At 43.7% G+C, this 26,215-nt stretch carries 17 protein-coding genes; 9 read left to right on the top strand and 8 right to left on the bottom strand.

Features of this window, described 5'->3' with window-relative positions:
* Nucleotides 1-9 precede the first annotated feature (9 nt).
* From HMPREF1532_RS07465 to HMPREF1532_RS07450, 3 genes are all read right to left on the bottom strand, one after another.
* Nucleotides 10-1,785 (bottom strand): YncE family protein, encoded by a 1,776-nt coding sequence (locus HMPREF1532_RS07465; RefSeq protein WP_005927119.1) that lies wholly within the window; start codon nucleotides 1,783-1,785, stop codon nucleotides 10-12.
* Nucleotides 1,786-1,800: 15 nt separating this feature from the next.
* Nucleotides 1,801-2,601: an IclR family transcriptional regulator gene (locus tag HMPREF1532_RS07460; RefSeq protein ID WP_025819017.1), complete on the bottom strand. Its 801-nt coding sequence runs from the start codon at nucleotides 2,599-2,601 to the stop codon at nucleotides 1,801-1,803.
* Nucleotides 2,602-3,172: 571 nt separating this feature from the next.
* Nucleotides 3,173-3,676, bottom strand: a complete 504-nt coding sequence (locus HMPREF1532_RS07450; RefSeq protein WP_005927111.1) for an RNA polymerase sigma factor — start codon at nucleotides 3,674-3,676, stop codon at nucleotides 3,173-3,175.
* A gap of 257 nt (nucleotides 3,677-3,933) precedes the next feature.
* Between HMPREF1532_RS07450 and glsA the strand changes: the two genes are divergently transcribed.
* Together glsA and glsB are read left to right on the top strand one after the other, a co-directional pair.
* On the top strand, nucleotides 3,934-4,752 hold the full coding sequence (glsA, locus tag HMPREF1532_RS07445; RefSeq protein WP_005927108.1) for a lyso-glycine lipid O-acyltransferase GlsA: 819 nt from the start codon (nucleotides 3,934-3,936) through the stop codon (nucleotides 4,750-4,752).
* Nucleotides 4,753-4,786: 34 nt separating this feature from the next.
* Complete coding sequence (gene glsB / locus HMPREF1532_RS07440; protein WP_005927104.1) at nucleotides 4,787-5,785, top strand: glycine N(alpha)-acyltransferase GlsB; 999 nt, start codon at nucleotides 4,787-4,789, stop codon at nucleotides 5,783-5,785.
* Here glsB and HMPREF1532_RS07435 read toward each other — a convergent pair.
* Nucleotides 5,757-7,082 carry a deoxyguanosinetriphosphate triphosphohydrolase gene (locus tag HMPREF1532_RS07435; protein ID WP_005927100.1) on the bottom strand — a complete coding sequence of 442 codons (1,326 nt, stop codon included), beginning with the start codon at nucleotides 7,080-7,082 and terminating at the stop codon, nucleotides 5,757-5,759. The genes glsB and HMPREF1532_RS07435 overlap by 29 nt on opposite strands.
* Before the next feature lie 141 nt (nucleotides 7,083-7,223).
* Between HMPREF1532_RS07435 and dut the strand changes: the two genes are divergently transcribed.
* The 4 genes from dut (at nucleotide 7,224) to HMPREF1532_RS07415 (ending at nucleotide 11,415) form a co-directional block, all read left to right on the top strand.
* A complete protein-coding gene (dut, locus tag HMPREF1532_RS07430) occupies nucleotides 7,224-7,658 on the top strand; it encodes a dUTP diphosphatase (protein ID WP_005927097.1) in 435 nt (144 codons plus the stop codon).
* A gap of 144 nt (nucleotides 7,659-7,802) precedes the next feature.
* On the top strand, nucleotides 7,803-9,554 hold the full coding sequence (locus HMPREF1532_RS07425; RefSeq protein ID WP_025819018.1) for a tetratricopeptide repeat protein: 1,752 nt from the start codon (nucleotides 7,803-7,805) through the stop codon (nucleotides 9,552-9,554).
* Nucleotides 9,551-10,111, top strand: a complete 561-nt coding sequence (gene lolB1 / locus HMPREF1532_RS07420) for a lipoprotein insertase outer membrane protein LolB1 (RefSeq protein WP_005927091.1) — start codon at nucleotides 9,551-9,553, stop codon at nucleotides 10,109-10,111. The genes HMPREF1532_RS07425 and lolB1 overlap by 4 nt, the downstream gene beginning before the upstream one ends.
* Complete coding sequence (locus HMPREF1532_RS07415) at nucleotides 10,108-11,415, top strand: murein hydrolase activator EnvC family protein (protein WP_005927088.1); 1,308 nt, start codon at nucleotides 10,108-10,110, stop codon at nucleotides 11,413-11,415. The genes lolB1 and HMPREF1532_RS07415 overlap by 4 nt, the downstream gene beginning before the upstream one ends.
* Before the next feature lie 110 nt (nucleotides 11,416-11,525).
* Here HMPREF1532_RS07415 and HMPREF1532_RS07410 read toward each other — a convergent pair whose 3' ends face one another.
* The 3 genes from HMPREF1532_RS07410 to HMPREF1532_RS07400 all read right to left on the bottom strand — a co-directional run bounded on the left by HMPREF1532_RS07410 (nucleotide 11,526) and on the right by HMPREF1532_RS07400 (nucleotide 19,142).
* Complete coding sequence (locus tag HMPREF1532_RS07410; RefSeq protein WP_005927085.1) at nucleotides 11,526-15,143, bottom strand: glycoside hydrolase family 38 N-terminal domain-containing protein; 3,618 nt, start codon at nucleotides 15,141-15,143, stop codon at nucleotides 11,526-11,528.
* A 107-nt stretch (nucleotides 15,144-15,250) separates the two neighbouring features.
* The gene (locus tag HMPREF1532_RS07405) at nucleotides 15,251-17,050 is read right to left on the bottom strand and encodes a glycoside hydrolase family 2 protein (RefSeq protein WP_005927082.1); all 1,800 of its coding nucleotides are present in this window, start codon (nucleotides 17,048-17,050) and stop codon (nucleotides 15,251-15,253) included.
* A 28-nt stretch (nucleotides 17,051-17,078) separates the two neighbouring features.
* Complete coding sequence (locus HMPREF1532_RS07400) at nucleotides 17,079-19,142, bottom strand: beta-L-arabinofuranosidase domain-containing protein (protein ID WP_005927079.1); 2,064 nt, start codon at nucleotides 19,140-19,142, stop codon at nucleotides 17,079-17,081.
* A 426-nt stretch (nucleotides 19,143-19,568) separates the two neighbouring features.
* Between HMPREF1532_RS07400 and HMPREF1532_RS07390 the strand changes: the two genes are divergently transcribed.
* From HMPREF1532_RS07390 to HMPREF1532_RS07380, 3 genes are read left to right on the top strand one after another with little or no spacing between them, the layout of a single operon-like run.
* A complete protein-coding gene (locus HMPREF1532_RS07390; RefSeq protein ID WP_025819020.1) occupies nucleotides 19,569-22,052 on the top strand; it encodes a glutaminase family protein in 2,484 nt (827 codons plus the stop codon).
* A gap of 28 nt (nucleotides 22,053-22,080) precedes the next feature.
* Nucleotides 22,081-23,544, top strand: coding sequence for a glycoside hydrolase family 125 protein (locus tag HMPREF1532_RS07385; RefSeq protein ID WP_005927072.1), 1,464 nt, complete (start codon nucleotides 22,081-22,083; stop codon nucleotides 23,542-23,544).
* Nucleotides 23,545-23,566: 22 nt separating this feature from the next.
* Complete coding sequence (locus HMPREF1532_RS07380; protein WP_005927069.1) at nucleotides 23,567-24,691, top strand: aldose epimerase family protein; 1,125 nt, start codon at nucleotides 23,567-23,569, stop codon at nucleotides 24,689-24,691.
* A gap of 369 nt (nucleotides 24,692-25,060) precedes the next feature.
* On the opposite strand, the gene HMPREF1532_RS07375 is transcribed toward HMPREF1532_RS07380, so the two are convergent.
* Nucleotides 25,061-26,128, bottom strand: a complete 1,068-nt coding sequence (locus HMPREF1532_RS07375) for a M20 family metallo-hydrolase (protein ID WP_005927066.1) — start codon at nucleotides 26,126-26,128, stop codon at nucleotides 25,061-25,063.
* Between the last annotated feature and the right edge of the window lie 87 nt (nucleotides 26,129-26,215).

Here is a 26,215-nt window from a genome sequence, read left to right as displayed (position 1 = left end):
GGTTTTGGTTTATAATGAGTTTACGTATTCTGTCAGTGCTTTGATTTCCTTTTTAGATACTTTTTTGTCAATTCCATGTTTATGTATTTCGAACACTTCTTCCATGGTGGCGGCACGGCCGTCGAATAGATAGGGTGCTGTGCGCCATACTTCACGAAGAGTAGGGGTATCCCATCCTTTTTCAAACTCGATGTCTTCACCGATACGGTGCATCTTCAGGTCGGTATAATAGGGGCCGCTATGGCATTCCGTACAGTTCAGTTTTTCAAAAATTTTTCGACCCTCTTTGGCGAGGTCGGACAGTTCGCCGTCGACCAGATAAGGGCTTGGAACAGGTCGCAGAGATTTCAGATAGGCATCTACACAAACGGCGTCTTCTTCGGTGATATCGAAGAATTGGATAAACTTGAAGCCGGCACGTACAGCCCATTCGGCGGTTTCACGGATACCGGATATCATGCTGGGAGGGGTAGGATGACTGAATAACAGACTCTTGCAGTTTTTGGAGTTGCCGACTCCGTCGTTCATTAAATCCCAGTTCATACCGTCGGTACGGGCGTCTCCGGGATGGCATCCGTTGCAGCTCTGCCAATTTTGAAAACAATGGGATGCATCGTTGAAGTAACGTTCTCCTTTATTTTCCGCACTTTCTTCCCGGTCCGGATTCAGATTGGCTGTGGCTATTTCGCAAGTTTGGGCGTCTACGATGTTTAGGATGTCGGCAAAATAAGTGGGAATATAGAGTTTACCATTCTCCATGATCATTTTGCGGGGGCCGTTTCCTTCCAATGGAATACGCTTGCGCAAGCCGTACAGGAATCTCAGGTCATAATCCAACATCGATTTGTTGGGATAATTCAGAAACTTGTCCAGCATTGCCTTATGATCGATAACGCTGATTTCATGGGTTCCGGAGTGGGTGATGAATAGTGTTTCGTCGTTGCAGGCGATGCTCCAGATGCCTGCTGCTCCTCGTTCCGGCTCGTCAACAACAACCGCTCCGATGAATTCTTGTCTTGATACATCTATGATACTGAAAGCACTGGTATTCATCCATCCTTGTTGCAATTGGGAAGTCGGAACAGCAAAACGGCCGAGATTATGTGATACATAAATATATTTACCATCAGGAGTCATGCAAATGCCGCGAAGTGCATTGCTTCCATTGGCCAGTTGTATGTCTTTTACCTTGGTGAAATCGCTCATTCTGATTACTGATACACAGGCAGCCACATAGTCGACATCCGCCCGTTGGGCCGGCAGAAAATTTGTCACGAACAGGTACTCGCCGTCTTTACTGAACAGTGCTGATTTGGGCTCACGCAAGACTTTTACGGAACGGATAACTTGGTGGCTTGCCGGATCGACCTCTGAAACCGTATTCTGGAATTGATTGCATACATATATGTGCTTTTTGTCCGGGCCGAATATCGGATAACAGGCACCGGAACCTGTTGCAATGGCGGTTTCCTGCTTGCCGGTTTCCAAAGAAATAATCTGTAAATGTCCGGTGGCAGCACTTGTAGTGACATATGCCTTGTCGGCATCCAGAAGAATACCGGTAGGAGATTCGTCTACCGGAATCGTACGCAGAAGTGTTTTACCATCCGGCGAGAAGATGCTGATGCGGTTTCTGCCTTTTTCTGTAATCAGAATTTCCCCTTTATCGTTCAAGGTGATATCTGTAGGAAAAAGCGGAGGATTTCCTGCAAAGACAAACGAAAGGGGGCTGCACAAAAAAGCAGCTACGATTATCTTTTTCAATATTTGCTTGGGGGTGTTCATAGTATATATTTTTTCTTATATTTGACTATATCCTAACTCTCTTGAAATACATTGTGCCGTATCTTTTATATATTCTACGGATTGGCGGATTACCTCTTTCGATAGTCTGTCTTTGGGACCGGAAATCCAAATGGCACCACACGGGTAGCTGGTATAATTAAAGATCGGTGTGCCGACGCAGACTACTCCGCTCAGCTCTTCTTCGTTGTCCATGGCATAGCCTTGTCTGCGTACTTTCTCCAGCTCTTCCATGTAAGCCTCCGGGGTCGTAATTGTACGTGCGTTGTAGCGCGTAAATTCCATCTGCGCCAGATAATAATCGCGGACAGTATTAGGGAGATAGGCCATGATAGCTTTTCCGGGCGCCGAACAATGCAGCTCGAAAGGTTTTCCCGGTGAAAGTACGAACCGGAACGTATGGTGCCCTTGCGCCTGTTCGATAAATATGCCTTTTTGATCTCCTAATACTCCGAAGCAGGCTGTTTCTTTCACCTGATCACGCAAATTACGCAGATGCGGCAGGACAATTTCCAATAGATTGTGTTCGTTTAGCGATCTGAATCCAAGTGTCAATAGTTTACGGGATAATTTGTAATGCTTGGTATCTTCATTATATATAAGGTATCCTAACCGGACCAAAGTATTTAGAATCCGATAAGCAGTAGTTTGCGAAATATCAAGTTCCGACTTGATTTCCTGCAATGTTTTCCCCGTCGTGTAAAGTGACAGGTATTCAAGGACTGCAATCCCTTTTTCAAGGTTCGGCACTTTATAGTTTTCTTCTACTTTTTCCATGTTTTCTTCTGTTTTTTCCATATTTGGAATAATCTTCCATGTTTGTTGCTCAAATATAAGGAAACATTTGGCAAAAGATGATAATGCCCCTGTAAAAAATGGTTAAATGTGTTGTAGAGTATGTTATGTCCGAAAATACTTGTTTGCGGACACTGATTGGCGTATGGGGATATCCGTATGCCTGAGTTTTATAGAATGTATATACGACCCTTAGAAGACATTTGCATGGAGTATAGGGAACAGAAACTTTTCTTTGCCCTGAATAGCCTATGAATAGGATGTTTGAGCAAGGAAGGTGAAACCGGCGAAGGGGCGGGAAAAATACAGAGTACGAGCAGTTTTGCCGGATGAATGTGATTTATCTGAAAAAGATACTGCATTTTTTTGAAAATTCGTCATTTTTATGGCTGATTGGGGAACGCATTACTTTTCTCTTCGGCTTACAGCGCTTTTGAAGCCGAACGATGATAAACTAAAAAAAGGAGCAAGTGGGAAGTCTCTTCCTCTTGCTCCTGAATTAATGCAATTAAAAATTTGCGCTAAAAAATTATATGAAAATTGGTTAGTTGTCGGTTTAGGTTATATAATATCGTTATCTGAAATCTTTCAATTCTTCCTGTAGCTTTTGGCGTGTAAAGAAGATCCTGCTCTTTACTGTTCCCAACGGGAGATTGAGCTTTTCTGCAATTTCGCGGTATTTGAATCCGGACACATGCATTGCAAAAGGCACTTTGTATTCTTTTGGCAGCGAGTTTACTATGCGGTGCATTTCTTTCAGGTCATACGAACTTTCCGTACTCTCGAATCCCGATTCCTGCGGGAGACTCAGGTGGTAGAGGTTCTCTGTTCTGTCTACGAAAGTCTGATCACGTACTACTTTTCTGTAGTTGTTGATAAAGATATTGCGCATGATGGTGTACATCCATCCTTTAAAATTGGTATCCGGCATATATTTGTCCTCATTGTCCAATGCTTTTAATGAGGTCTCCTGCAACAAATCATTTGCTTCTTCTCTGTCCGTAGTCAGTTTGTATGCAAAACGCAGCAGTTCATCCTGAACTCCTATTAAATCTTTTCTGAAGCTTATACTTTTCATAATGTTGCTTTTTAAATTGTGAATATATCGTTGTTTATTTCGATGTTGCAAGTTTACGGCATTTTGCTGATTGCGATAGGGGGGATTTTATCTTTCTTTAGCCTGAAAACTATCAATTGATAGTTTTCAGGTCATTTTTGATAGTTTTCGGGCGTTATTTTTTCGCATTGCAAACCTTGATCCAGCATTTTCTGCCAAATTATTGCAATTAATAGAAAAGAACAATTAATTTTGCACAATCATTTTATCTATAACGAATGACTGACGACTCTTTGTTTTTAATAGATATCGATAAGATACTTCGGGCAAAAGCTCCGAAGCGGTATAAATATATCCCTAAATTTCTGATTTCTTATTTGAAGAAAATCGTGCATCAAGAGGAGATCAATGTCTTTCTTCAAGAGTCAAAAGACAAGTTAGGTGTTGACTTTTTAGAAGCTTCGCTTGATTTTCTGGATGCCAAGGTAGAAGTAAGGGGAGAAGAAAACTTACCTAAAGAGGGATTATATACGTTTGTATCGAATCATCCACTGGGCGGACAGGATGGAGTGGCTTTGGGCTATGTTCTCGGTAAATTCTACAATGGAAAGGTGAAATATCTGGTCAATGATTTATTAATGAATCTCAGAGGACTGGCACCGCTTTGTATTCCTATCAATAAGACCGGGAAACAGGCAAAAGATTTTCCGAAGATGGTGGAAGCGGGATTTAAATCGGATGACCAGTTGATTATGTTTCCTGCAGGACTTTGTTCGCGGCGTCGGAACGGAGTGATTCGTGATTTGGAGTGGAAAAAGACATTTATAGTAAAGAGTGTGCAGGCTCAGCGCGATGTGGTACCTGTACATTTCGGAGGACGGAACTCCGATTTCTTTTATAATCTGGCCAATATATGCAAGGCATTGGGTATTAAATTTAACATTGCCATGCTTTATCTGGCGGATGAAATGTTTAAAAACCGTCATAAGACATTTACAGTCACTTTTGGAAAACCGATTCCTTGGCAGACATTTGATAAATCGAAAACACCGGCGCAATGGGCGGAATACGTGAAGGACATCGTATATAAACTGTAAGAAGAGAAAAAGAACAATTACACTAACGAGGAATATGGAAGAGATTATTAAACCGATAAGCAAAGAGCTACTAAAAGCGGAATTGACAGAGGATAAACGGTTGCGCATGACCAATAAAAGTAATAATCAGATTTATATTATTACTGCTCAGAATGCTCCGAATGTAATGAAAGAAATCGGCCGTTTGCGTGAAATAGCTTTTCGTGCTGCCGGAGGTGGTACAGGCCTTTCCATGGATATTGATGAATACGATACAATGGAGAATCCTTATAAGCAACTCATTGTATGGAATCCTGAAGCGGAAGAAATATTGGGAGGATATCGTTATCTGTTAGGCACGGATGTACGGTTTGATGAAAAGGGAGCGCCGATACTGGCAACATCCCATATGTTCAATTTCTCGGAAAAGTTCCTTAAAGAATATTTGCCTACTACCATCGAACTGGGACGTTCGTTCGTTACGTTGGAATATCAGTCTACCCGTGCCGGAAGCAAAGGCTTGTTTGCTTTGGATAATTTATGGGATGGTTTGGGGGCGTTGACTGTGGTAATGCCTAATGTGAAGTATTTCTTTGGGAAAGTGACGATGTATCCGAGTTACCACCGCCAAGGACGCGATATGATTCTTTATTTCCTGAAGAAGCATTTCGGTGATAAGGACAAGCTGATTACTCCGATGCAGCCGTTGGTTATGGAGACGGAAGAAAAGGAACTCGCAGGGATCTTTAGTAAAGACTCGTTTAAGGATGATTATAAAATATTGAATTGTGAAATCCGCAAGTTGGGTTATAATATCCCGCCATTAGTCAATGCATATATGAGTTTGAGCCCTACCATGCGTATGTTCGGTACCGCTATCAATTATGAATTCGGTGACGTGGAAGAAACCGGTATATTGATAGCAGTAGACGAGATCCTTGAGGATAAACGTATGCGTCACATCCAATCGTTCATTGAGAATCATCCCGACGAATGTAAATTGACCTCTGGGGTTAATAAAGTATTTACACCGCAGGAAGACTGTTGCCGTTAATTTTGCGGTAAAGGTCTAAAGCAAAGACATCGGTCATTCCCGAAATATAATCAAGTACCGCCTGTATTCTTTCATAGAGTACGGGCGATTTTATGTTGTATTGCCCGGATACGCGGTTGATGAGAAGTTGCGAGTATGCTTTGTCCGGGGAGGTGACGGCATTGATCATCAACTCCAATAATGTGCTGATAACCCGGAAACCGGCAAGTTCGATGTCGAGCACATCGCGTGACCGGTAGATTTTTGCAAACGAAATCTCCGAACAGCGTCTATAAGCCTGTGCCGGTCTTTCCGATATTCTTTTTATAAGAGGATTTTCAAATGTTCCGGACAATATTTCGGATTCGTGTTCGAGGAATACCTTAGTACACTCTTTTATCAATAATCCGATGACGGAAGAACGCAAGTAGGCAATTTGTTCGTTGTTGTCGCTGACGATATGGAAGGTCTTGCGGATATGTTCTTTTCGCTCATCACTGAAGTAGGCCAGAAGTAATTCTTTTGTCTCATCGGTGGTCAGAATCTTTAATTTGTGGGCATCCTCGATATCCATCATTTGATAACAGATATCATCTGCCGCTTCTACCAGATATACCAATGGATGTCGGACATATTTTAAAGGATGAGCGTTGAGCTGTATTAAGCCCAATTCTGTGGCTATGCGCCGGAATCCTTCCTCTTCACTGGTGAAAAAACCGAACTTGGATTTATTTCCTGCAAGACTCGATGAAAAGGGGTATTTTACGATTGAAGCAAGGGTAGAATAGGTCATTGCGAATCCTCCTTTCCGCCGTCCTTCGAATTGGTGTGTAAGCAATCTGAATGCATTGGCATTTCCCTCAAAATGTGTCAAATCATCCCATTCCACCGGGGAGATTTGCTCATTCAGGAACTGCCCTTTTCCTTCGGAGAAGAAAGTAGAAATCGCTTTTTCCCCGGAATGGCCGAAGGGGGGATTGCCCAAATCGTGTGCAAGACAAGCGGCGGATACGATAGAACCTATTTCCGGCAGGAACGAATCGTACAGTTCCGGCTGGCGGGTAAGTATTGCTTTGGATACATCATTACCCAACGAACGGCCAACGCACGAAACCTCCAGACTGTGCGTTAAACGATTGTGGACAAAGATACTGCCGGGCAGAGGAAATACCTGTGTCTTATTTTGCAGACGGCGGAAAGGGGCCGAAAAAACAAGCCGGTCATAATCCCTTTGAAATTCCGAGCGGTTTTCTTGTCTGTCTTCATGGAATTCTTCCATTCCGAAACGTTTTGCTGAGATCAGTTTCCTCCAATCCATCTTTTTATTTACTATTTGACGGTTTACAATTTACTATTTGGCGATGTCTTGTTCTGTTTTCGCACATTATTTAACTGCAAATGTACGGAAATTCGATACAAATTATGTATTTTCGCCCGTTAAATAGTAAACATGCTGAATATGAACGTGAAAGTTATCAATAAATCGAAGCACCCGCTTCCGGCTTATGCCACCGGACTCTCTGCTGGAATGGATATTAGAGCAAATCTGTCGGAACCGCTTACACTGGCTCCCATGCAACGTTGTCTTGTGCCGACCGGCTTGTACATTGCGCTTCCTGAAGGCTTTGAGGCACAGATACGTCCCCGTAGCGGTTTGGCTTTAAAGAAAGGTATTACTGTCTTGAATTCTCCGGGTACTATAGATGCGGATTATCGCGGAGAAGTTTGCATCATTTTAGTAAATCTTTCTACTGAGACGTTTGTTATTGAAGATGGCGAACGGATTGCACAAATGGTGATTGCCCGTCACGAGCAGGCTGTATGGCAGGAAGTGGATGTCTTGAATGAGACAGAACGTGGTGCCGGTGGTTTCGGGCATACAGGTAGAGAGTAGTGTATAGTAGTCAAGTAGTTAAGTAGTCAAGTAGCAAGTAGTCAATACTATCCGCTACTTGCTACTTGACTACTTAACTACTTGACTACTTGTTTACCTACTTGCCTACTCCTAAATTATTAAATAACAAATTACGAAAAACGAATGAAAATAAGATTGTTACTCCTTTTGACGTTGGTAGGGATGTTGATCTCTTGTGGCTCTTCGCGCAGGATTGGAAAGGCGGATGTTGCCGGAACCCGGCAGCGGATAACGCTTTCACCTGAGCAACAACGCAAATACGACTATTTCTTCCTTGAAGCTACCCGGTTGAAAGTAAAAAAGGAGTATGATGCTGCGTTTGATTTACTGAAACATTGCTTGACTATCGATCCTTATGCCGCTTCGGCACTTTATGAGATTTCTCAATATTATATGTTTCTTAAGCAGGTGCCGCAGGGGCAGGCTGCTTTGGAAGCGGCAGTAGAGAACGCACCTGATAATTATTGGTACAATCAGGCACTTGCCAGCCTTTATCAGCAACAGGATGAGAAAGAGAAGGCAATAAATATACTTGAAGCAATGGCAGTCCGTTTTCCTGCGAAGAAAGATGCCTTGTTTGCTCTGATCGATTTATACAACCAGAAGCAAGATTATGGAAAAGTGATCGAAACACTGGATCGTCTGGAAGAGAAGCTCGGAAAAAACGAGCAGCTTACGATGGAGAAGTTTCGTATTTATTTGCAAATGAAGGATGATAAGAGCGCTTTCCGTGAAATAGAAGGGTTGGTGAAAGAATACCCAATGGATATGCGTTATCAGGTGATTTTGGGTGATGTATATATGCAAAATGGTAAACAGCAAGAAGCCTATGATATTTATCAAAAAGTGCTTGCTTCCGAGCCGGATAACGTTATGGCCCGTTTTTCTCTTGCATCTTATTATGAGCAGACGGGGCAAAAGGATTTGTACAGGCAACAAATCGATTCGCTACTGCTGAATAAGAAAGTGCCGGCAGATACAAAACTGAATGTGATGCGTCAGATCATTGCGCAGAATGAACAGGCAGAAGCGGACAGTACGGATGTAATTTCGCTTTTCGACCGGATTCTTCAGCAGGATACGGAAGATGATCAGATTCCGATGTTATATTCTCAATATCTTTGGGCTAAAAATTTGAAGGAAGCTTCCGTACCGGTGTTGGAACGGGTTGTTCAGATCGATCCCACTAATAAGGCTGCCCGTTTGATGCTTTTGGAGATAGCCGTACAAAAGAGTGATTTTGACCAGGTGATAAAAATCTGCGAACCGGGTATCGAAGCAACTCCCGATGCGCTTGAGTTCTATTTTTATCTGGCTATTGCCTATAACCAGGCGGAGCGTCATGATGAGGCGCTTGCCATCTGCCGGAAAGCTTTGGAGAATGCTACACCGGACAGTAAAAAAGAGGTCTTGTCTGATTTCTATTCTATCATGGGTGATATTTATCATACCAAAAAGCAGATGGCAGATGCATACAATGCATACGATTCCGCGTTGGTTTACAATCCGTCCAATATAGGTGCTTTGAATAATTATGCTTACTATCTGTCGGTAGAACGGCGTGATCTTGACAAGGCCGAGGAAATGAGTTATAAGACGGTAAAAGCCGAACCTGATAATGCTACTTTTCTTGATACGTATGCCTGGATACTGTTTGAAAAGGGGAATTATGCCGAGGCGCGTATCTACATTGATAATGCGATGAAAAGCGATCAGGAAAAAAGTGATGTCATCGTAGAGCATTGTGGTGATATTTATTATATGACCGGTGATGTGGATGGGGCTTTGAAATATTGGCAGCAAGCTCTGGATATGGGTAGCCAGTCGAAAACGTTGAAAGAAAAGATAAAGAAGAAGAAATATATTGCGGAATGAGGAAGATTCTATATTTGTTGCTGCTAATGGTTGGGTTGGCCGGTTGCCGCAGTTCAAAGCAGGCTGCTGGCATAGCTGTTCCCGAAACAGCACACTATTTGTCGTCAAGGCTTCAACTGACTATACCTTCCGGAGCAAATGGGAGTATAACTACCGGAGGGACGATGAAAATGAAGGGAGGCGAGCGTGTGCAACTCTCCATTCTTATGCCTATTTTACGTACAGAGATAGCCCGTTTGGAGATAACTCCCGATGAAATTCTGCTTGTCGATCGAATGAATAAGCGTTATGTTCGTGCTTCGCGTAGCGAATTGAATGATATTCTACCCAAAAAGGCCCGATTTTCCAAATTGGAGAAGCTGCTTTTGGATGCTTCATTGCCTGAAGGGAAATCAGAATTGAGTGGTAAAGAATTAGGAATACCTTCCTTGGAAAAAGCGAAAGTACGGTTGTACGATTTTTCATCCAAAGAGTTTGTAATGACTCCTACGGAGATTTCCGACAGATATACTCAAGTGCCGCTTACGGAATTGTTAAATATGCTGACTAAGTTATGATAAAACGCATCTTTGTATTATTGGCATGTATTTTTTGGGGGGCTGTTTCGCTTTCTGCCCAAAGCAGTAAGTTGATCAAAGAGCTGGAAAGCAAACGTGGCGAATTGCAGAAGCAAATTGCCGATACGGAGTCATTGTTGAAAAATACAAAGAAAGACGTAGGCAGTCAGTTAAACAGTCTTGCTTTGCTGACCGGGCAGATTGAAGAACGTAAACGCTACATTCTTGCCATCAACAATGATGTGGAAGCCCTTGAACGAGAATTGAATGTATTGGAGCGTCAGCTTCGTACGTTGCAGCGTGATTTGCAGGATAAGAAAAAGAAATATGAATCGTCTGTGCAATACCTGTACCGGAATAAGTCGGTTGAAGAAAAACTGATGTTTATTTTTTCGGCCAAAAGTTTGGGACAGACTTATCGCCGGCTTCGTTATGTACGTGAATATGCCACTTATCAACGGCTTCAGGGAGAAGAAATATTGAAGAAGCAAGAGCAGATTAAAAAGAAAAGGGCCGAGTTGCAACAGGTCAAGAAGGCTAAAGAGAATCTGTTGAAGGACCGCGAACTGGAGAAACAGAAACTCGAAAGCCAAGAGAAAGAGAAACGTGCATTGGTTACCAGCCTGCAAAAAAAGCAGAAGGGGCTTCAGAATGAAGTAAGCAAGAAAAGACGTGAAGCCAATCAGCTTAATGCCCGTATCGATAAGCTGATAGCCGAAGAGATAGAACGTGCCCGGAAGCGTGCTGCCGAAGAGGCTCGCCGGGAGGCTGCGGCTCGTAAGAAAGCGGAAAGCAAGGAGGGTAAATCGTCTTCCGCTTCAAGAGGAACGACGAAGAAAGCCGCTCCTTTGGAAGCTTATAGCATGAGTAAGGCCGATCGTGAGTTATCCGGTAATTTTGCCGGTAATCGTGGAAAATTGCCCATGCCTATTTCCGGCCCTTATATTATTACCAGTCATTATGGACAGTATGCTGTCGAAGGATTGCGGAATGTAAAGTTGGATAATAAAGGAATCGATATTCAAGGAAAGCCGGGAGCGCAGGCAAGGGCTATATTTGACGGTAAGGTGGCTGCCGTTTTCCAACTGAATGGACTATTTAATGTTCTGATCCGTCACGGCAATTATATCTCAGTTTATTGTAACCTGTCTTCCGCGTCTGTTAAGTCGGGAGATACAGTGAAAACCAAGCAGGCTATCGGGCAGGTCTTTTCGGATGCTACTGATAACGGACGTACCGTGTTGCATTTCCAATTGAGAAAAGAAAAGGAAAAGTTGAATCCGGAACCTTGGCTGAATCGGTGACCGGATGTAGGGGCGTAATTAGGATGATAATGAAAATGTGCCAATTAGTAATGTAGTCAGATCTGTTTGCATACTAATTGGCACATTGATTACTGGTCTCTTGTCAATTCTTATTTGTATACTTCGAATTCGTAGATACGAGCATCTTTACCTTCGGCGTCTTGTACCGGGTTAGTTACTAAAAGGCGGATATAACGTGCCTGCGCGGGTTGGGGTAGTTGGCGCTCCACTTTATTGCGACTGTTGCCGTCAATCCGGTCCAGGGTCTTCCATTCTTCATCCGGATGATTCTTTCCTTGCAGGAAACATCCTTTTGTCACATAACTATGACTTTCTTCTCCGGCGTTGATTAGTTTCCAGCCACTGATGTGCTGCTGTTTACCTAAGTCGAAATCTACGTAATTCGGGGTCATACCGGTATCACACCATTTGGTATCCTTGTTGCCGTCAATCATGTATTCCGGCTTTTCATATGGGTTGGCATATCCCGAATATGACAGGATTTCGGCAGTCTTAAGCAGATTCTCTTTATTGGGATTATCATCAGTAGGGACACCGGTGTGGTTTCCTTTAATGGCTGTACGGAATAACCTGGATGCAGCAGTTACTTCCGGCAGGTTCTCGTTTGCCAATGTAGCAGCGAATAAGACGATCTTATCATTTTTTGGCAGGATAATGCTCGTAGCACCTTTGGGAATATGGATACCGAACTTAAACATATAGGTGAATTCATAGGGGTGGTCTTCACCGGAAGAATGTCGATGGGTACCTACATAGGCTATTTCTGCATCTTTCAGATAGCCCTTCGTATGATTGGTGTGTCCCCATTGGCCGATGAAACCTGTATACGACGGTATGACAAGTTCTGTTTTGCTTTTTCCGCAGCAGAATGTAGCGGCACAGTCGTTGTCTGATGCGGAGGCAGCCAGGAAGTATAGGCGTGTATATGTATTTCCGGATGGCAGGAGAATCGTATCTCCTTTGCAGGTCATGCCGTTAAAACTGTCTTTCTCTCCTAAATGGAAAGGTACCTGATTGATAAAAATTGAATCCGGCAGTAACTCGGCTGCATATGAATATCCTGATTCAAAATTAGCCTCTCCTCGGAATTCATTGAACGAGGCACATTTCCGGTCATAGTTCAGCGAAAGGTTGGCATATTCTGACCGGTAATCCGGTTGCATTGACTTCTTTAAGCGTACTTTGAATGTTTGGATAGAGTAAGGTTTAATATGGATCTGCAATTGGTTGCTATTAAAGGTTGCGTTGCCGATGTTTTTTTCGGTACCGTCGGCTTCGTTGGCGCTGAGAATATCTCCGGCAAATGACAAGGTTGCTTGTTGGATGCTTTTCCCTCCGGTTTCATATACACGTATTACGTACTCGTCCGAACTTTCCGCTTTTTTAATTGCTTTGATAATTACATTACGGTTGTTGGAAGTAACGAAAGAGAATTCTTTACCCAATGTTCCTTTATGCTTGTCGGTTTGGAAGGCCTTCAGGCGTTGGTTCATGAGTTCTGCTTTCTCTACGGTACTCGTGTGATCTAATGCTCCGGAATGACCGATGAGGCTGTAAGTGAAACAGTGGTGGCCATAGTCCTGACGGTCTTGATAAGCATAATTATGGGTTGTTCCCGGTGTATGGAGCAGTGTCAGGCGCAGGGTATGGTCGTTCGGTTTGTCCCAACCATATTTGCTGTCGTTCAGGAACGACACACCATAACTGTTGTCCCGGTGAGTCAGGTCTGCCCAGTAATGTGCATACACTTCATAAGCGGTGTCGGTATTGTTGCCTCGTTTCACACTTCCGATCCCCAAATCATAGGTTGCTTCCCGGTTTTCCACGTTTAAGGGAAATTCTGCTTTTAATAAAGCATTGGTCGATTGCCAGTCTACTTCATTGTAAAAGTCGATCCGTTCGGCACGGCTGCCTTCATAAAGCCGTATATATTGCTTGAAGACCGATTCTCCATGAGTTTTCTCAATGCAGAGCGTTTTACGGAGATTGCCGTTTTCAATTTGTGATATTTTCACATTTCCAGTGATGGAAATCGGCTCCCTGTCAATGGTTTCTTTGATGATTTCCCAAGCAGGCCAAGGGTGTGATTCATTTTCAGTAAAGAGTGCCAGGCGAATTACCTTTCCCTGCTTTACCAATTCTTTGTGGTTGATCTTGTCAAGGAGTGAGCATATGTCTCCATTCTCATCCAATGTTATTTTGTAAATAGAGTTTTCGATTGTGTGATTGGCTACGTCAACCGGGTTGTTTGTACTGCCCGAAGTGCGGATATCATATACGGCATAGCCGGTGGCCGGTACGGAAGCGTCTATCAGCAGTTGTGCTTTTCCGTCAGCATAGTTCAGCAATTGTGCTGCTACCTTTTTCCCGTTCATGTCGTAAACAGTAATACCTTTCGGAGCCGATGGTAAGGTGATTTCCACTTCTGCTATATCCTGTACCGGGAATCCCAATGCATTGTATAATATCACGGGCGTTCCTTTGACGCGTGTATCCATTTGACCGGCAATGGAACGAATGGAGGAAGTGAGGACATTTGAAAACTGTTTGAGAGAAATTAACTCGTCATTCCAGGAAAATTCGTATGCTCGTGGAATACTCGTACCTGTCAGGTCATCATGGAATTGGTGATAGATGAAACGTTTCCAGGCTTCGGAAAGGGTAGAACCGGGATAACTTGCCTGGTTCAGCCATTCAGCCGTTACGGCCGCTCTTTCTGCTGCATCACCCATAAGCTCGTTTTGACGGTTGTATAGTTTCATGGCTGCCTGTGATGTGTAACATCCTGTTCCATGCACATCCATTAATAATTCTCCGTTGAATACGGGTAATTCCGGATGGTTATCATAAGGCTGGAAGTCTTTGAATAACTGGTCGCTGGTTGCGCTGATCACTTCGAGGGGGCCGTCACCTTTGATGCCTTTCTCAACGGAACGTACCGAACCGATTGTTGGCGAACCGCCTATGTCTCCGGTGCCGTAATAACGATATACCATGTTGAGGGGAGTGCGTGTTGTCAGTTCAAGCAGTTGTTTGTTTTCCGACAGATCTTCATCGTCCCATCTTTTTCCGTAATCATATCCGTGGGCAAACATGATGGAAGCGCCATCTATCCCTTTCCATAACCCGATGGTAAATGGATATTTGTTTTTACCGTGGAAAGGTTTGTTGCGCCAATCCAATTTTTGTGATGAGAAGCCGATCAATCCACAATGGGCGGCAATGGTCGGTAGCGTCCAGCCGAAACCGAAGCAGTCCGGTAAAAAAATGTCGGTACTTTCAACACCGAATTCTTGCCGGTAATATTCCTGTCCGAGCATAATGTTACGGATAACTGATTCTGTAGATGGTACAAGAACATCGTTGGCATCCCAACTGGCACCACTGATGTGCCAGCGCCCTTCTCGGATGTACTTTTTCATTTCTTCGTATTGTGCCGGATAATATTCTTTCATCCAGGCATATTTCACCCCTCCTTCAAAGTTGAAGATGTAGTCGGGATATTGCTTCAGTAGAAGAAGGTTCTGACTGATGGTGTTCCATACATGGTGTTTGATGGTGGTTTGCACATCCCAGTTCCATTGAGTGTCAAGATGCGCATCTGCAATCACGTAGGCTTTAGGCTTTTTTTCCGGCTGCGTATTTTGTGCGTAGGAACCGCCGCATAGCAGTAGAGCCGTTGCTATTAAGGCAATGTGTCTTTTCATTTTGGTCTGTTTTATAGTTTATATATTTCTTGGTTAATAACCTGTTTTTTATCTGTCTTTGAAAATGAGATGGAAGCAGATTTAAACAGGTCTTTGATTGGTAGGTGTTATTTTGCCGGTCTGCTTGGTATTTTCTCGAAGATGGCTTTGATGCGTTTCATGTCCAGCTTCGGGCGACGGTCGTAATAGTAGACACCGTTCTTCTCTTGCTCGACATCTGTTAATTGGGTGTAACAAAAACCGCATACATGTTTGGAAGCAATCAAGGCGTCTATCTGTCCTTCCAAGCGTTGGTAGAAAGCTTCTTCATCTTTAGGCATTCCACCGTATCCCCATGAATTGTTACGATCTGTGGCCGCCATCCAGGGGATGCCTCCGAATTCGTCCAGCATGTAAGGTTGTCCTTCATATACTGCTAAGTATTTTTTATCGCGTGAGTTACGGTAAGGTTCTTGTCCCTCTGTTATTTTTAATTCATCGATGAGCTTGTCTTTTTCTTGTGTATAGTTATGCACGCTCCAGATATCTGTCAGTACATGGTTATCACCACTGGCATCGTTGATGGGGCGGGTGGGATCGATGGCTTTTGTAATGTGATATATGTCCTGAATTAATCGTACATAAGTATCCGGACCACCTCCCCACGTTTCGTTAAAAGGCGTCCAAGTGACAAGTGAAGGATGATTGCGGTCGCGTATGACGGTTTCGCTCCATTCGCTGATAAAATTGCGTACGGCAAGTTCATTATTGACGTCCGAACCCCAGCTGGGTGATTCGCCCCAAGTGATATAACCCAGTTTGTCGGCCCAATAGTAATATCTCTCTTCAAATATTTTTTGGTGTAGACGTGCGCCATTGAAGCCGGATTCTTTTCCCAACTCGATGTCGTGCTTCAGTGCTTCGTCCGTCGGTGCAGTCCATATTCCTTCGGGATAATAGCCTTGATCGAGTACAAGACGCTGGTAGTAAGGTTCGTTATTCAAATAGAAGAGTCCGTTGGCTGTATGTACTTTGCGCATACCGGCATACGATTTTACTTCATCTATGAGATGTCCTTGTGTATCTTTTATGCGGTAGATGATGTCGTAAAGGTGTGGGGTTTCCGGAGTCCATAGTTTCGGTTTTTTTACAGGCAGGATGACGGTAGAACTGTTGGCACATTTTACAGATTTTCTGCCGATAGTTTTCTGTCCATCCAACAAAGTGACTTCCAGCGTACCGTCTGATTCATTGTAAAATTCCGGCTCTATGACGAACTGTTGCTGATCGATGTCCGGGCGGATCACTGCGGTTTTCAACCCGGCCGGGGCTACAGCTTCCAACCATACGGTCTGCCAGATACCTGTAACTCGGGTGTACGAACAACCACCGGAATAAAAATTATTGCATTGTTTACCTATTGTTTGCAAACCCGAACGTTGTTCGTCTTTCACGTATACGATCAGGTTGTGAGTGTTTCCGGCTTTGGCAAAGCGGGTCAGATCCATACAAAATGAAGAACTTCCTCCGATGTGTCGTCCGATGAATTGGCCATCGATAAATACTTCGGCTTGATAGTCCACAGCTCCGAAGTGCAGAAGAATTTTCTTTCCCTTCCAGTCTGTCGGGATGGAAATCTTTCTCTGATACCACATTTGATTGATAAAATCGGTATACTCTACGCCTGATAATTTACTCTCCGGACAGAAGGGTACAGTGATGTTTTTGGAAAATTTCTCCGCAGATTGTAGTTGACGGTCTTTGCCGGAGTTACCAAAGTCGAATTGAAAAGTCCAAGTTCCGTTCAAGTTTATCCATTCCGACCGTTCGAATTGAGGGCGCGGATACTCCGGGCGGGGAGTACTTTCGCTAAATCCGTCAGAGATGTTGATAAGTAGCAATAGCGCTACGGCTAATAATTTGTTCATGGTAGGATTAGTTTATATGGTTGTTGATTTATTCGTAGGTGTTTGGAAAAGCAGAAACTCTCAACCGGGCGGCGCCCATCGGTATCAATGTGATCTCTTCCCTGTCTCCTTTGGGGGCGTTGGTTTCGGGCAATTCGCTGCATAATCCGTACTTGTCGAGTGTCCAGGAAGGTATTTGCTTTCCGATGGCTTTCACCTCTAACGGCACGTTGGAAACAGTAAACGGAAAATTGTCCGATGGCCATTCCTTTCGTATGACTTTGAAGTTTTTCAAGGGAACTTTTGAGTCCAATACCAATGCATAGTTCCAGGGTGATTTTGGAAAAATCTCATAAGATGGCCATTGGGTGGCATCTGCTCCTTCCTGCCAGCGGGAATCGTATATGGCTGTGGAACGGCTGTCTTTTTGGATGTACTCCTCATTAATTTTCAGTGACAGGGTCAGTGGTCCGTAGTTTACGCTGACACTGTTTTTATTTACTTGCCAAGTACGTATGGAGAGCTTCATCGGTAAGTTCAATTCTACCTTGTCTCCATCGGTCCAGGTACGGTCAATATAAATATATTTTCCCGGTATGGGATCGATCTCTTTTTGTTTTCCGTTGATGGCCAGTTCCGGTTGGTCGCACCACGAAGGGATGCGTAAGTAGAACGGAAAGCGTACATCTTCGGTGGTGTTGACGGTGAAACTTATTTTTTCTTCAAAAGGATAGTTGGTTTGTTCATGAAGAGTAATTTCCTGTCCGTCGGCTACTTTGAGCGTTGCCTTACATGCTGCATATAATGCGATAGCGGCTCCATTGTCGGGAGTTGCCAGTATCAGATGCTCGCTGTAGTAGGGCCACCCTTGTGCATGGTTGTGTTGGCAGCAACGGCTGCTGAACGGGTTCATGGCAAGGAAAGGACCACTGTTGTCGATTCCCGGATGATGGTTTTCCGAATCGCTTACGGTGTGATTGGGGCAGGTGATATACCGCAATGCTTTGAAATCGGGCATTACAGCTGCCGGATAGGTATTGAAAGCCACTTCTTCGCAATGCTCTGCCCAAAATGGATCACCGGTCATGCAGAGCATGATTTCATCGGAAGCCATCTGTTCCACCATACCACAGGTCTCTACGCCCTGCCGTGGATCAATGTATCCCATGCGGGCATTTTCGTCGGCTCCGAACATACCTCCCGGTACTTGCCCGAAAGTCCGTCGGATAAGGTTGTGTACATTGTAGGATGCTTGCAGTAGAGTCGAATCGCCTGTAAGCATATAATAGCTTGCAGGCTCGCGAAAACATTGTGCGATGTTCACATTGTGCCAGTTGGGCAGAGTGGAAGGACGTGTCCAATCAGCCGTGTTCCGGTGGATTTTCTCTGCCAGTTTCAACAGAAAACGATCTCCGGTGCGATTGTAGAGCCAATAAACACTTAGCAGATTATCGCCTCCCCGGCTGTTTTCCCAGTAGTCTTCTAAAAATTGTTCGTCCGGTATTGTCATTTGCCATTTAAAGTAATTGGTCATCAAGTTGATCACTCTTTCGTCCTGCGAATACTCATAGTAAGATTGCAGGCACCATAGCATGATCATTTGTGCCCAAAGCTCCGGTTTACCGTTTCTGGTGTTTACCGGGCCGAAATAGCCATTGGGTTGTTGGCTCCGGAATACTCCTTCGATCCAGGTTTTGGCTTCGTTTATCATCTTTTCGTCTTTTAAGATGTAAGCCATGTTGCCATATCCTTTCAGCCAATAGGGAACTTCTTCCCAGCCATGATCGCCGCCGTTGGTGAGCCAGGCATTATTGTCTTTGGCAAGCCATGCGCTGATTTCTCCCAAATGTCCGGTCAATCCCTCTTTTTGCAGATTCAGGTACTTTTTTAACCATCCTTCCGGTTGTATGGCGCCCACGGGAAGTTTAATGAAATTCATCGGCCTTAACGGGGAACGGTTTCCCGCATAGTTAACATTGGCTTGTGTACAGTCCGGGCGTTCTCTCATTAAAACTTTTTCTTGTCGTGTTTCACCGGATGTACATGAATTCAGTGTACTTCCTAAAATCAGTGTAACGGTGAAAATTTGTGTCAGTTTTGTAACGGTATTCATGTTTTTCTTGTTAGGATTCAAATTACAAACTAAGTGAAAACAGAGACAAATGTAGAAAATAAATCATTCAATAAATTGCTCATTTGTCTATTGGGCATTTTCTGATACTTTTTTGGCAGAATAGGATACTTTTTTCTTTTATTTACAACAGATGAATGCTTTTTTATTTGCTTAAAATGGTGTTCCTTTGTGAAATCATATTTCCTTTGCGTGAACCTGTTTCTACTTTTGGGGGAAGTATTGACTGAAAAAACTTTCGGATTTTTCCAAAATAGATTGATCATTATCACGATTGGTTCATTTTTACTATTTTTTGGTTGGATTTTACCGGAACGCCGGTTGTTTTTTTCCTTTTTTTGCAAATTATAATGTACCCGTATGAAGAACACATTTTTTATAATTTATATAACGGCAAAATTGAAAACGATGAAACAACAATGGATGACACTCGTTTGGGGTGTAATGGTATTATTATTTAGTAGTTGTGGTGATACTAAAATAAAACATGATAGTAAGAATGAATTAAGGCCCCCGGCATATCCGTTGGTGACAATCGATCCGTATACGAGCGGATGGGCATTTTCCGACTGTCTTTACGATGCTCCCGTGAAACACTGGACGGGAAAAGATTTTCCTTTGATCGGTGTGGCAAAAGTCGACGGACAGGTTTATCGCTTTATGGGTGCTGAGGATGCAGAATTCACTACGCTTGCCGGAACTTCGGAGCAAAGTCTTTGGAGTGGAAAATATACTACTCGTAAGCCGGCGGATGGCTGGCAAAACCCCGGATTTAATGATCATTCATGGAAAGAAGGAGAGGCGGCTTTCGGTACGATGGATAGTGAGCCTACTGCCAGAACCCAATGGGGAGAAGAACATATCTGGGTACGCCGTATCATCCATATAACCGACGATTTGCAAGGGCGAAAGGTCTATTTGGATTATTCTCATGATGATGACGCAGTTATTTACATAAACGGTATTAAAGTGGTCGATACCGGCTATGCTTGGAAAAAACATGTTGTTACAAAATTGCCGGAAGAAGTCGTAGCTACTTTGAAACCGGGTGAAAATCTTATAGCCGCCTCTTGTCGCAACCGCGCACATGGCGGATTGCTTGATTTCGGATTGGCAGTAGAGAAAGAAGGGCAACGTAGTTTTGTGCAAATAGCCCGGCAACTTTCTGTCGAAATACAACCAATGCAGACTCTTTATAAATTTGCCTGTGGCCCGGTGAATTTAGATTTGACGTTTACCGCTCCGCTTTTTATGGATGATCTGGAGTTGATGGCGCGTCCGGTAAATTACATTTCATATACTGTGGCTTCTACTGATGGGCAAAAGCATGCTGTCGAACTTTATTTTGAGGCTTCTCCGCAATGGGCGGTGGACCTTGCCGGACAACCTTCTACGGCAGAAAGCTTTGTAGATGAAAATCTTGTATTTCTGAAAACCGGTAGTCGTGATCAGAAAGTGCTGGCTAAAAAAGGAGATGATGTCCATATTGATTGGGGATATTTTTATCTGGCTGCCGATGAAGAGAATACTCAATATGCTACTGGCAGTAGCCGGGAGTTGCGTAAAAGTTTTGTTGAAGGCAAACTCTCTGCTACCGGAACGGACGGATATGACCGTTTGGCGCTGGTACGTTCTTTGGGCGAAACGAAAGTTTCGGAAGGGCATTTACTGATTGGTTATGATGATATTTATTCAGTTCAGTATTTTGGTGAGAATCTTCGTCCTTACTGGAACCGGAGTGGAAACGAGACGATTGTTTCCCAATTTCATAAAGCAGAACGGGAGTATGACGTACTGATGACCAAAGCGATTGCTTTCGATAATCAACTTATGAGAGAAGCCACCGAAGCCGGTGGCCGCAAGTATGCGGAACTCTGTGCATTGGCCTATCGACAGGCTATTGCTGCCCATAAATTGGTAGAAACACCCGATAAAGAACTTCTGTTCTTGTCAAAAGAGAATTTCAGTAACGGCTCTATCGGTACGGTGGATATTACTTATCCTTCCGCTCCTCTTTTTTTACTTTATAACCCGGAAATAGCCAAAGCACTGCTCAATCACATTTTTTATTATAGCGAAAGTGGAAAATGGACTAAACCTTTTGCGGCGCACGATATAGGCACCTATCCATTAGCGAATGGTCAGACGTACAACGGTGACATGCCGGTAGAAGAGTCCGGAAATATGCTGATAATAACTGCTGCCATTGCCGCCATAGAAGGAAATGCCGATTATGCAAAGAAGCATTGGGAGACATTGACTACCTGGACAAATTATTTGGTAGAGTATGGTCTCGATCCGGAAAACCAACTTTGTACTGACGACTTTGCCGGACACTTTGCCCATAATGCCAATCTTTCTGTCAAGGCAATTTTGGGTATCGCATCCTACGGGTATCTGGCTGATAAATTAGGTAAAAAAGAGATTGCCGGACAATATACGCAAAAGGCGAAGGAAATGGCGGTCGAATGGGAACGGATGGCCAGTGACGGTGATCATTATAAGTTGACTTTTGATAAATCCGGTACATGGAGTCAGAAATATAATCTGGTTTGGGATAAATTAATGAATTGGCAGATATTCCCCGAACAAATCGTAAAGACGGAGATTCCCTATTATCTGACGAAGCAAAATAGATACGGACTGCCATTGGATAACCGTCAGACCTATACCAAAACAGACTGGATCATGTGGACGGCTACGTTAGCACCGGATAAAGCTACTTTTGAGGAATTCATCGAACCGGTTTATCTGTTCATGAACGAAACCACCGACCGCATTCCGATGTCCGATTGGGTATTTACCGATAAACCGGAGCACCGGGCTTTCCAGGCGCGTTCTGTTGTGGGGGGCTATTTTATAAAGATGCTTGAAAATAAAATGAATAACTAACTAAACAGTTTTTTAAACCTATTGATTTATGTCACAAAGAATATCGAGTAAACTTATCGGCGTTATTGTTACAGGTGCATTATTCTGTACTCCGGGCGCATTTGCATCTACTGTATTTTCAACCGAACATGTGTGTGTGACGGATGCCATCCAAAAGGATAATCGTCCGGAGCCGGATAAACGTCTGTTTCGTTCGCAGGCCGTAGAAAATGAGATTGTCCGTGTGCAAAAACTATTAAAGAATGCCCGTCTGGCCTGGATGTTTACCAACTGTTTCCCGAATACATTGGATACGACGGTTCATTTCCGTGAGGGCAGTGACGGGAAACCGGATACTTTTGTCTATACCGGTGATATACACGCGATGTGGCTTCGTGACTCCGGAGCTCAGGTATGGCCTTATGTACAATTGGCCAATTCGGACCCGGAATTGAAACGTATGCTTGCAGGGGTTATTCACCGCCAGTTTAAGAGTATTGTTTTTGATCCCTATGCTAATGCGTTTAATGATGGACCGGTCGGTGGATATTGGATGAGTGATATGACGGATATGAAACCGGAATTGCATGAACGGAAATGGGAAATCGACTCTTTGTGTTATCCCTTGCGTCTGGCTTATCAATATTGGAAGGTGACCGGTGATGACAGTATTTTTGATGAAGAGTGGATACAGGCCATCACCAATATTCTTCGTACATTTAAGGAGCAGCAGCGCAAAGAGGGTGTCGGTCCTTACCGGTTTGAGCGTAAAACGAACCGTGCACTCGATACCGTGACTAACAACGGATTAGGAAATCCGGTGAAGCCCGTAGGCCTGATCGTTTCTACTTTCCGTCCGTCGGACGATGCTACTACTTTCCAGTTTCTCGTGCCTTCCAATTTCTTTGCGGTTTCCTCGCTTCGCAAAGCTGCCGAGATTCTGCAAACAGTGAATAAGAAAACGGCTCTGGCAAAAGAGTGTACCGATCTTGCGAAAGAAGTAGAAGCGGCTTTAAAGAAATATGCCGTATACAAACATCCGAAGTATGGTAAGATATATGCTTTCGAAGTCGATGGTTTCGGAAATCATTTATTGATGGATGACGCCAATGTACCCAGCCTTCTGGCGATGCCGTATTTGGGCGATGTTGATGTGAAAGACCCGATTTATCAGAATACCCGTCGTTTTGTCTGGAGCGAAGACAATCCTTATTTTTTCAAGGGGAAAGCCGGTGAAGGCATCGGTGGTCCGCATATCGGTTATAATATGATTTGGCCGATGAGCATTATGATGAAAGCTTTTACCAGCCGGAGCGATGAAGAGATAAAGACTTGTGTGAAGATGCTGATGGATACAGATGCCGGTACGGGATTTATGCACGAATCTTTCCACAAGGATAATCCGAAAGACTTTACCCGTGCATGGTTTGCTTGGCAGAACACCTTGTTTGGTGAACTGATCTTGAAACTGGTGAACGAAGGGAAAGCCGATCTGCTGAATAGTATCGAATAGTTTTTTTTAGAAATAATTTAGTATGAAAAGATTTTCAATGTGGGCATTGAGCGCCCTTTTACTGGCAAGCTGTGCTACCGGTGAAAAACCGACTGCGTCCGGTTTATTAAAAAGTAATTTCCAGACAGAAGTAGATGGTAAGAAGACGGATTTATTTGTATTGCGGAATGCAAACAACATGGAAGTTTGTATTACGAACTTCGGTGGGCGTATTGTTTCCGTAATGGTGCCCGACAGGGAAGGAGTTATGCGGGATGTGGTTTTGGGATTTGATTCTATCCGGGATTATATCACCATACCGTCTGATTTTGGTGCCAGTATCGGACGCTATGCGAATCGTATCAATCAAGGTCGCTTTACGCTTGACGGAGTAGAATACGTCTTACCTCGTAATAATTACGGTCACTGTTTGCATGGAGGGCCGAACGGTTTTCAATATCAGGTATATGATGCCCGGCAGACTGGTCCGCAGGAACTCGAGCTCACCTATCTTTCTAAGGATGGAGAAGAAGGTTTTCCCGGCAATATCACTTGCAAAGTGCTGATGACACTGACGGACGATAATGCTATCGATATCCGCTATGAGGCAGAAACGGATCAACCGACTATTGTCAATATGACGAACCATTCTTATTTCAATCTGGATGGTGATGCCGGCAGCAATTCCGATCATTTGCTGACCATTGATGCGGATTATTATACACCGGTGGATAGTACTTTCATGACTACCGGCGAAATAGCTCCTGTAGAAGGAACACCGATGGATTTTCGTACGGCAACTCCGGTGGGTGCCCGTATCGATGACTTTGATTTTGTACAACTAAAGAACGGAAACGGATACGACCACAATTGGGTATTGAATACCCAAAGAGATATCACCCATAAATGTGTTACTTTAGAATCTCCCAAAACCGGTATTGTATTGGATGTTTATACCAATGAACCCGGTATACAGGTTTATGCAGGAAACTTCCTCGACGGAACGATAATGGGTAAAAAAGGTATTGTTTATAATCAACGTGCTTCCGTATGCCTTGAAACACAGAAGTATCCTGATACTCCAAATAAACCCGATTGGCCTTCGGCTGTATTACGCCCGGGTGAAAAGTACAATAGCCATTGTGTCTTTAAGTTCTCTATTAACTAACCTGAATAACTCATGATCAGTAGTTAAGCAGTCAAGGAAAATATATTAGACAAGATGCTTCTGTTTAACTGCTTGCTTCTTAACTACTTATCACCTGATGCTTACTACTTGACTACTTACTACTTAGAGATACATAATCAAATAGATTTCTGATAGGCAAGGAGATGGCTTCTTGTCTGTCAGAAATCTATTTTTGGTATATAAGAACATCCGGATGTTGTTGTATAAAACATGGGGATGTTGTTATTCAGAACATGGGGATATTGTGCCGTAAAACATGGGGATGTTGTGCCTAATGTGTGCTTTATTAAAAATGCGCATATTTCTTATTACCTGTTGTTGAAAAAACTATTTATCCCTTCCGCCTGTCTAAAGAGCCAGTTCGTCCAGCAATTTCAGATACAGGTCTATTGCTTCTTCCATCTCTTTCAACATGACGTATTCGTCTGCCGTATGTGAACGTGATGAGCGTCCCGGTCCTATTTTTACCGATGGAAACGGCATTAAAGCTTGGTCCGACAGGGTAGGAGATCCGAAAGGAACACGTCCTAACTTAATGGCTTTCTGCACAAAAGGATGTTTTTCTTCGATCCGTGAAGAGTTAAGACGGAACGAACGCGCTTCGGCTTTGCAAGAGATATGTTTCTTTATCTCTGCGAATAATTCTTCGTTAGAATACAGCTCGTTGCTCCGTACGTCCACCACAAACGTACATCGGTCGGGAACCACATTGTGCTGTGTGCCGGCATTGATTACCGTAACGCTCATCTTTACAGGACCGAGTAAGGGAGATTCCTTTTCAAAACGGTAATCACGAAACCAGGCAAGGTCAGCCAACACTTTATAAATGGCATTGTCACCTTCGTTACGGGCGGCATGTCCGGCTTTTCCGGTAGCGGTCACATCCAGCACCATCAGACCTTTTTCGGCAATGGCAGGTTGCATTTCTGTCGGTTCTCCCACGATGGCAAATGAGATGGGAGGAAGTCCTTTTAATACACTTTCTATTCCGTCTTTACCGGAGACTTCTTCTTCACAGGAAGCCAGATAGATCAGATTGTATGACTGCTGTGTTCTGCATAGTTGCAGGAACACCTGTAACAGGGTAACCACACTGGCACCGGCATCATTGCTTCCTAACCCGTAGAGTTTACCGTTTTCTTCTCTCGGGGTGAAAGGGTCTTTTCGCCAGCCATTTACAGGCTTCACCGTGTCGATGTGGGAATTGAGTAGTATGGTTGGCTTTTTCAGATCGAACATCGGACTGAGACACCAGATATTGTTGCCTTTACGGCCGGTTGTCATACCTTCCGCTTCGATATAATTCTGTAGATGGTCGGCTGCTTGTGCTTCTTCGCGGCTGACCGAGGGGATGGCTATAAGCGATTTAAGAAGGCTTACGGCCTCTGTCGTTAAGTAAGATACATCGTATTTCATGCTGCAAACTTACTGATAATTATTGAAAAAGGCGATAGTTTCAAATAAAACTAATATCTTTGCCGTGTATTTACTAACAACAAAAGA

This window comes from Bacteroides salyersiae WAL 10018 = DSM 18765 = JCM 12988, assembly GCF_000381365.1.
GTDB classification, from domain to species: Bacteria; Bacteroidota; Bacteroidia; order Bacteroidales; family Bacteroidaceae; genus Bacteroides; species Bacteroides salyersiae.
Note: the sequence above shows the minus strand (reverse complement) of the source record. Positions and strands in the feature narration are given on the sequence as shown.

Excerpts from the sequence above, each read along its gene's own strand:
- HMPREF1532_RS07465 (WP_005927119.1), bottom strand. The coding sequence starts at position 1,785 with ATGAACACCCCCAAGCAAATATTGAAAAAGATAATCGTAGCTGCTTTT.
- HMPREF1532_RS07435 (WP_005927100.1), bottom strand. The coding sequence starts at position 7,082 with ATGGATTGGAGGAAACTGATCTCAGCAAAACGTTTCGGAATGGAAGAA.
- HMPREF1532_RS07380 (WP_005927069.1), top strand. The coding sequence starts at position 23,567 with ATGAAAAGATTTTCAATGTGGGCATTGAGCGCCCTTTTACTGGCAAGC.
- HMPREF1532_RS07375 (WP_005927066.1), bottom strand. The coding sequence starts at position 26,128 with ATGAAATACGATGTATCTTACTTAACGACAGAGGCCGTAAGCCTTCTT.
- HMPREF1532_RS07410 (WP_005927085.1), bottom strand. The coding sequence starts at position 15,143 with ATGAAAAGACACATTGCCTTAATAGCAACGGCTCTACTGCTATGCGGC.
- glsB (WP_005927104.1), top strand. The coding sequence starts at position 4,787 with ATGGAAGAGATTATTAAACCGATAAGCAAAGAGCTACTAAAAGCGGAA.
- HMPREF1532_RS07385 (WP_005927072.1), top strand. The coding sequence starts at position 22,081 with ATGTCACAAAGAATATCGAGTAAACTTATCGGCGTTATTGTTACAGGT.
- HMPREF1532_RS07400 (WP_005927079.1), bottom strand. The coding sequence starts at position 19,142 with ATGAATACCGTTACAAAACTGACACAAATTTTCACCGTTACACTGATT.
- HMPREF1532_RS07415 (WP_005927088.1), top strand. The coding sequence starts at position 10,108 with ATGATAAAACGCATCTTTGTATTATTGGCATGTATTTTTTGGGGGGCT.
- lolB1 (WP_005927091.1), top strand. The coding sequence starts at position 9,551 with ATGAGGAAGATTCTATATTTGTTGCTGCTAATGGTTGGGTTGGCCGGT.
- dut (WP_005927097.1), top strand. The coding sequence starts at position 7,224 with ATGAACGTGAAAGTTATCAATAAATCGAAGCACCCGCTTCCGGCTTAT.
- HMPREF1532_RS07425 (WP_025819018.1), top strand. The coding sequence starts at position 7,803 with ATGAAAATAAGATTGTTACTCCTTTTGACGTTGGTAGGGATGTTGATC.
- HMPREF1532_RS07390 (WP_025819020.1), top strand. The coding sequence starts at position 19,569 with ATGAAACAACAATGGATGACACTCGTTTGGGGTGTAATGGTATTATTA.
- HMPREF1532_RS07460 (WP_025819017.1), bottom strand. The coding sequence starts at position 2,601 with ATGGAAAAAACAGAAGAAAACATGGAAAAAGTAGAAGAAAACTATAAA.
- HMPREF1532_RS07405 (WP_005927082.1), bottom strand. The coding sequence starts at position 17,050 with ATGAACAAATTATTAGCCGTAGCGCTATTGCTACTTATCAACATCTCT.
- glsA (WP_005927108.1), top strand. The coding sequence starts at position 3,934 with ATGACTGACGACTCTTTGTTTTTAATAGATATCGATAAGATACTTCGG.
- HMPREF1532_RS07450 (WP_005927111.1), bottom strand. The coding sequence starts at position 3,676 with ATGAAAAGTATAAGCTTCAGAAAAGATTTAATAGGAGTTCAGGATGAA.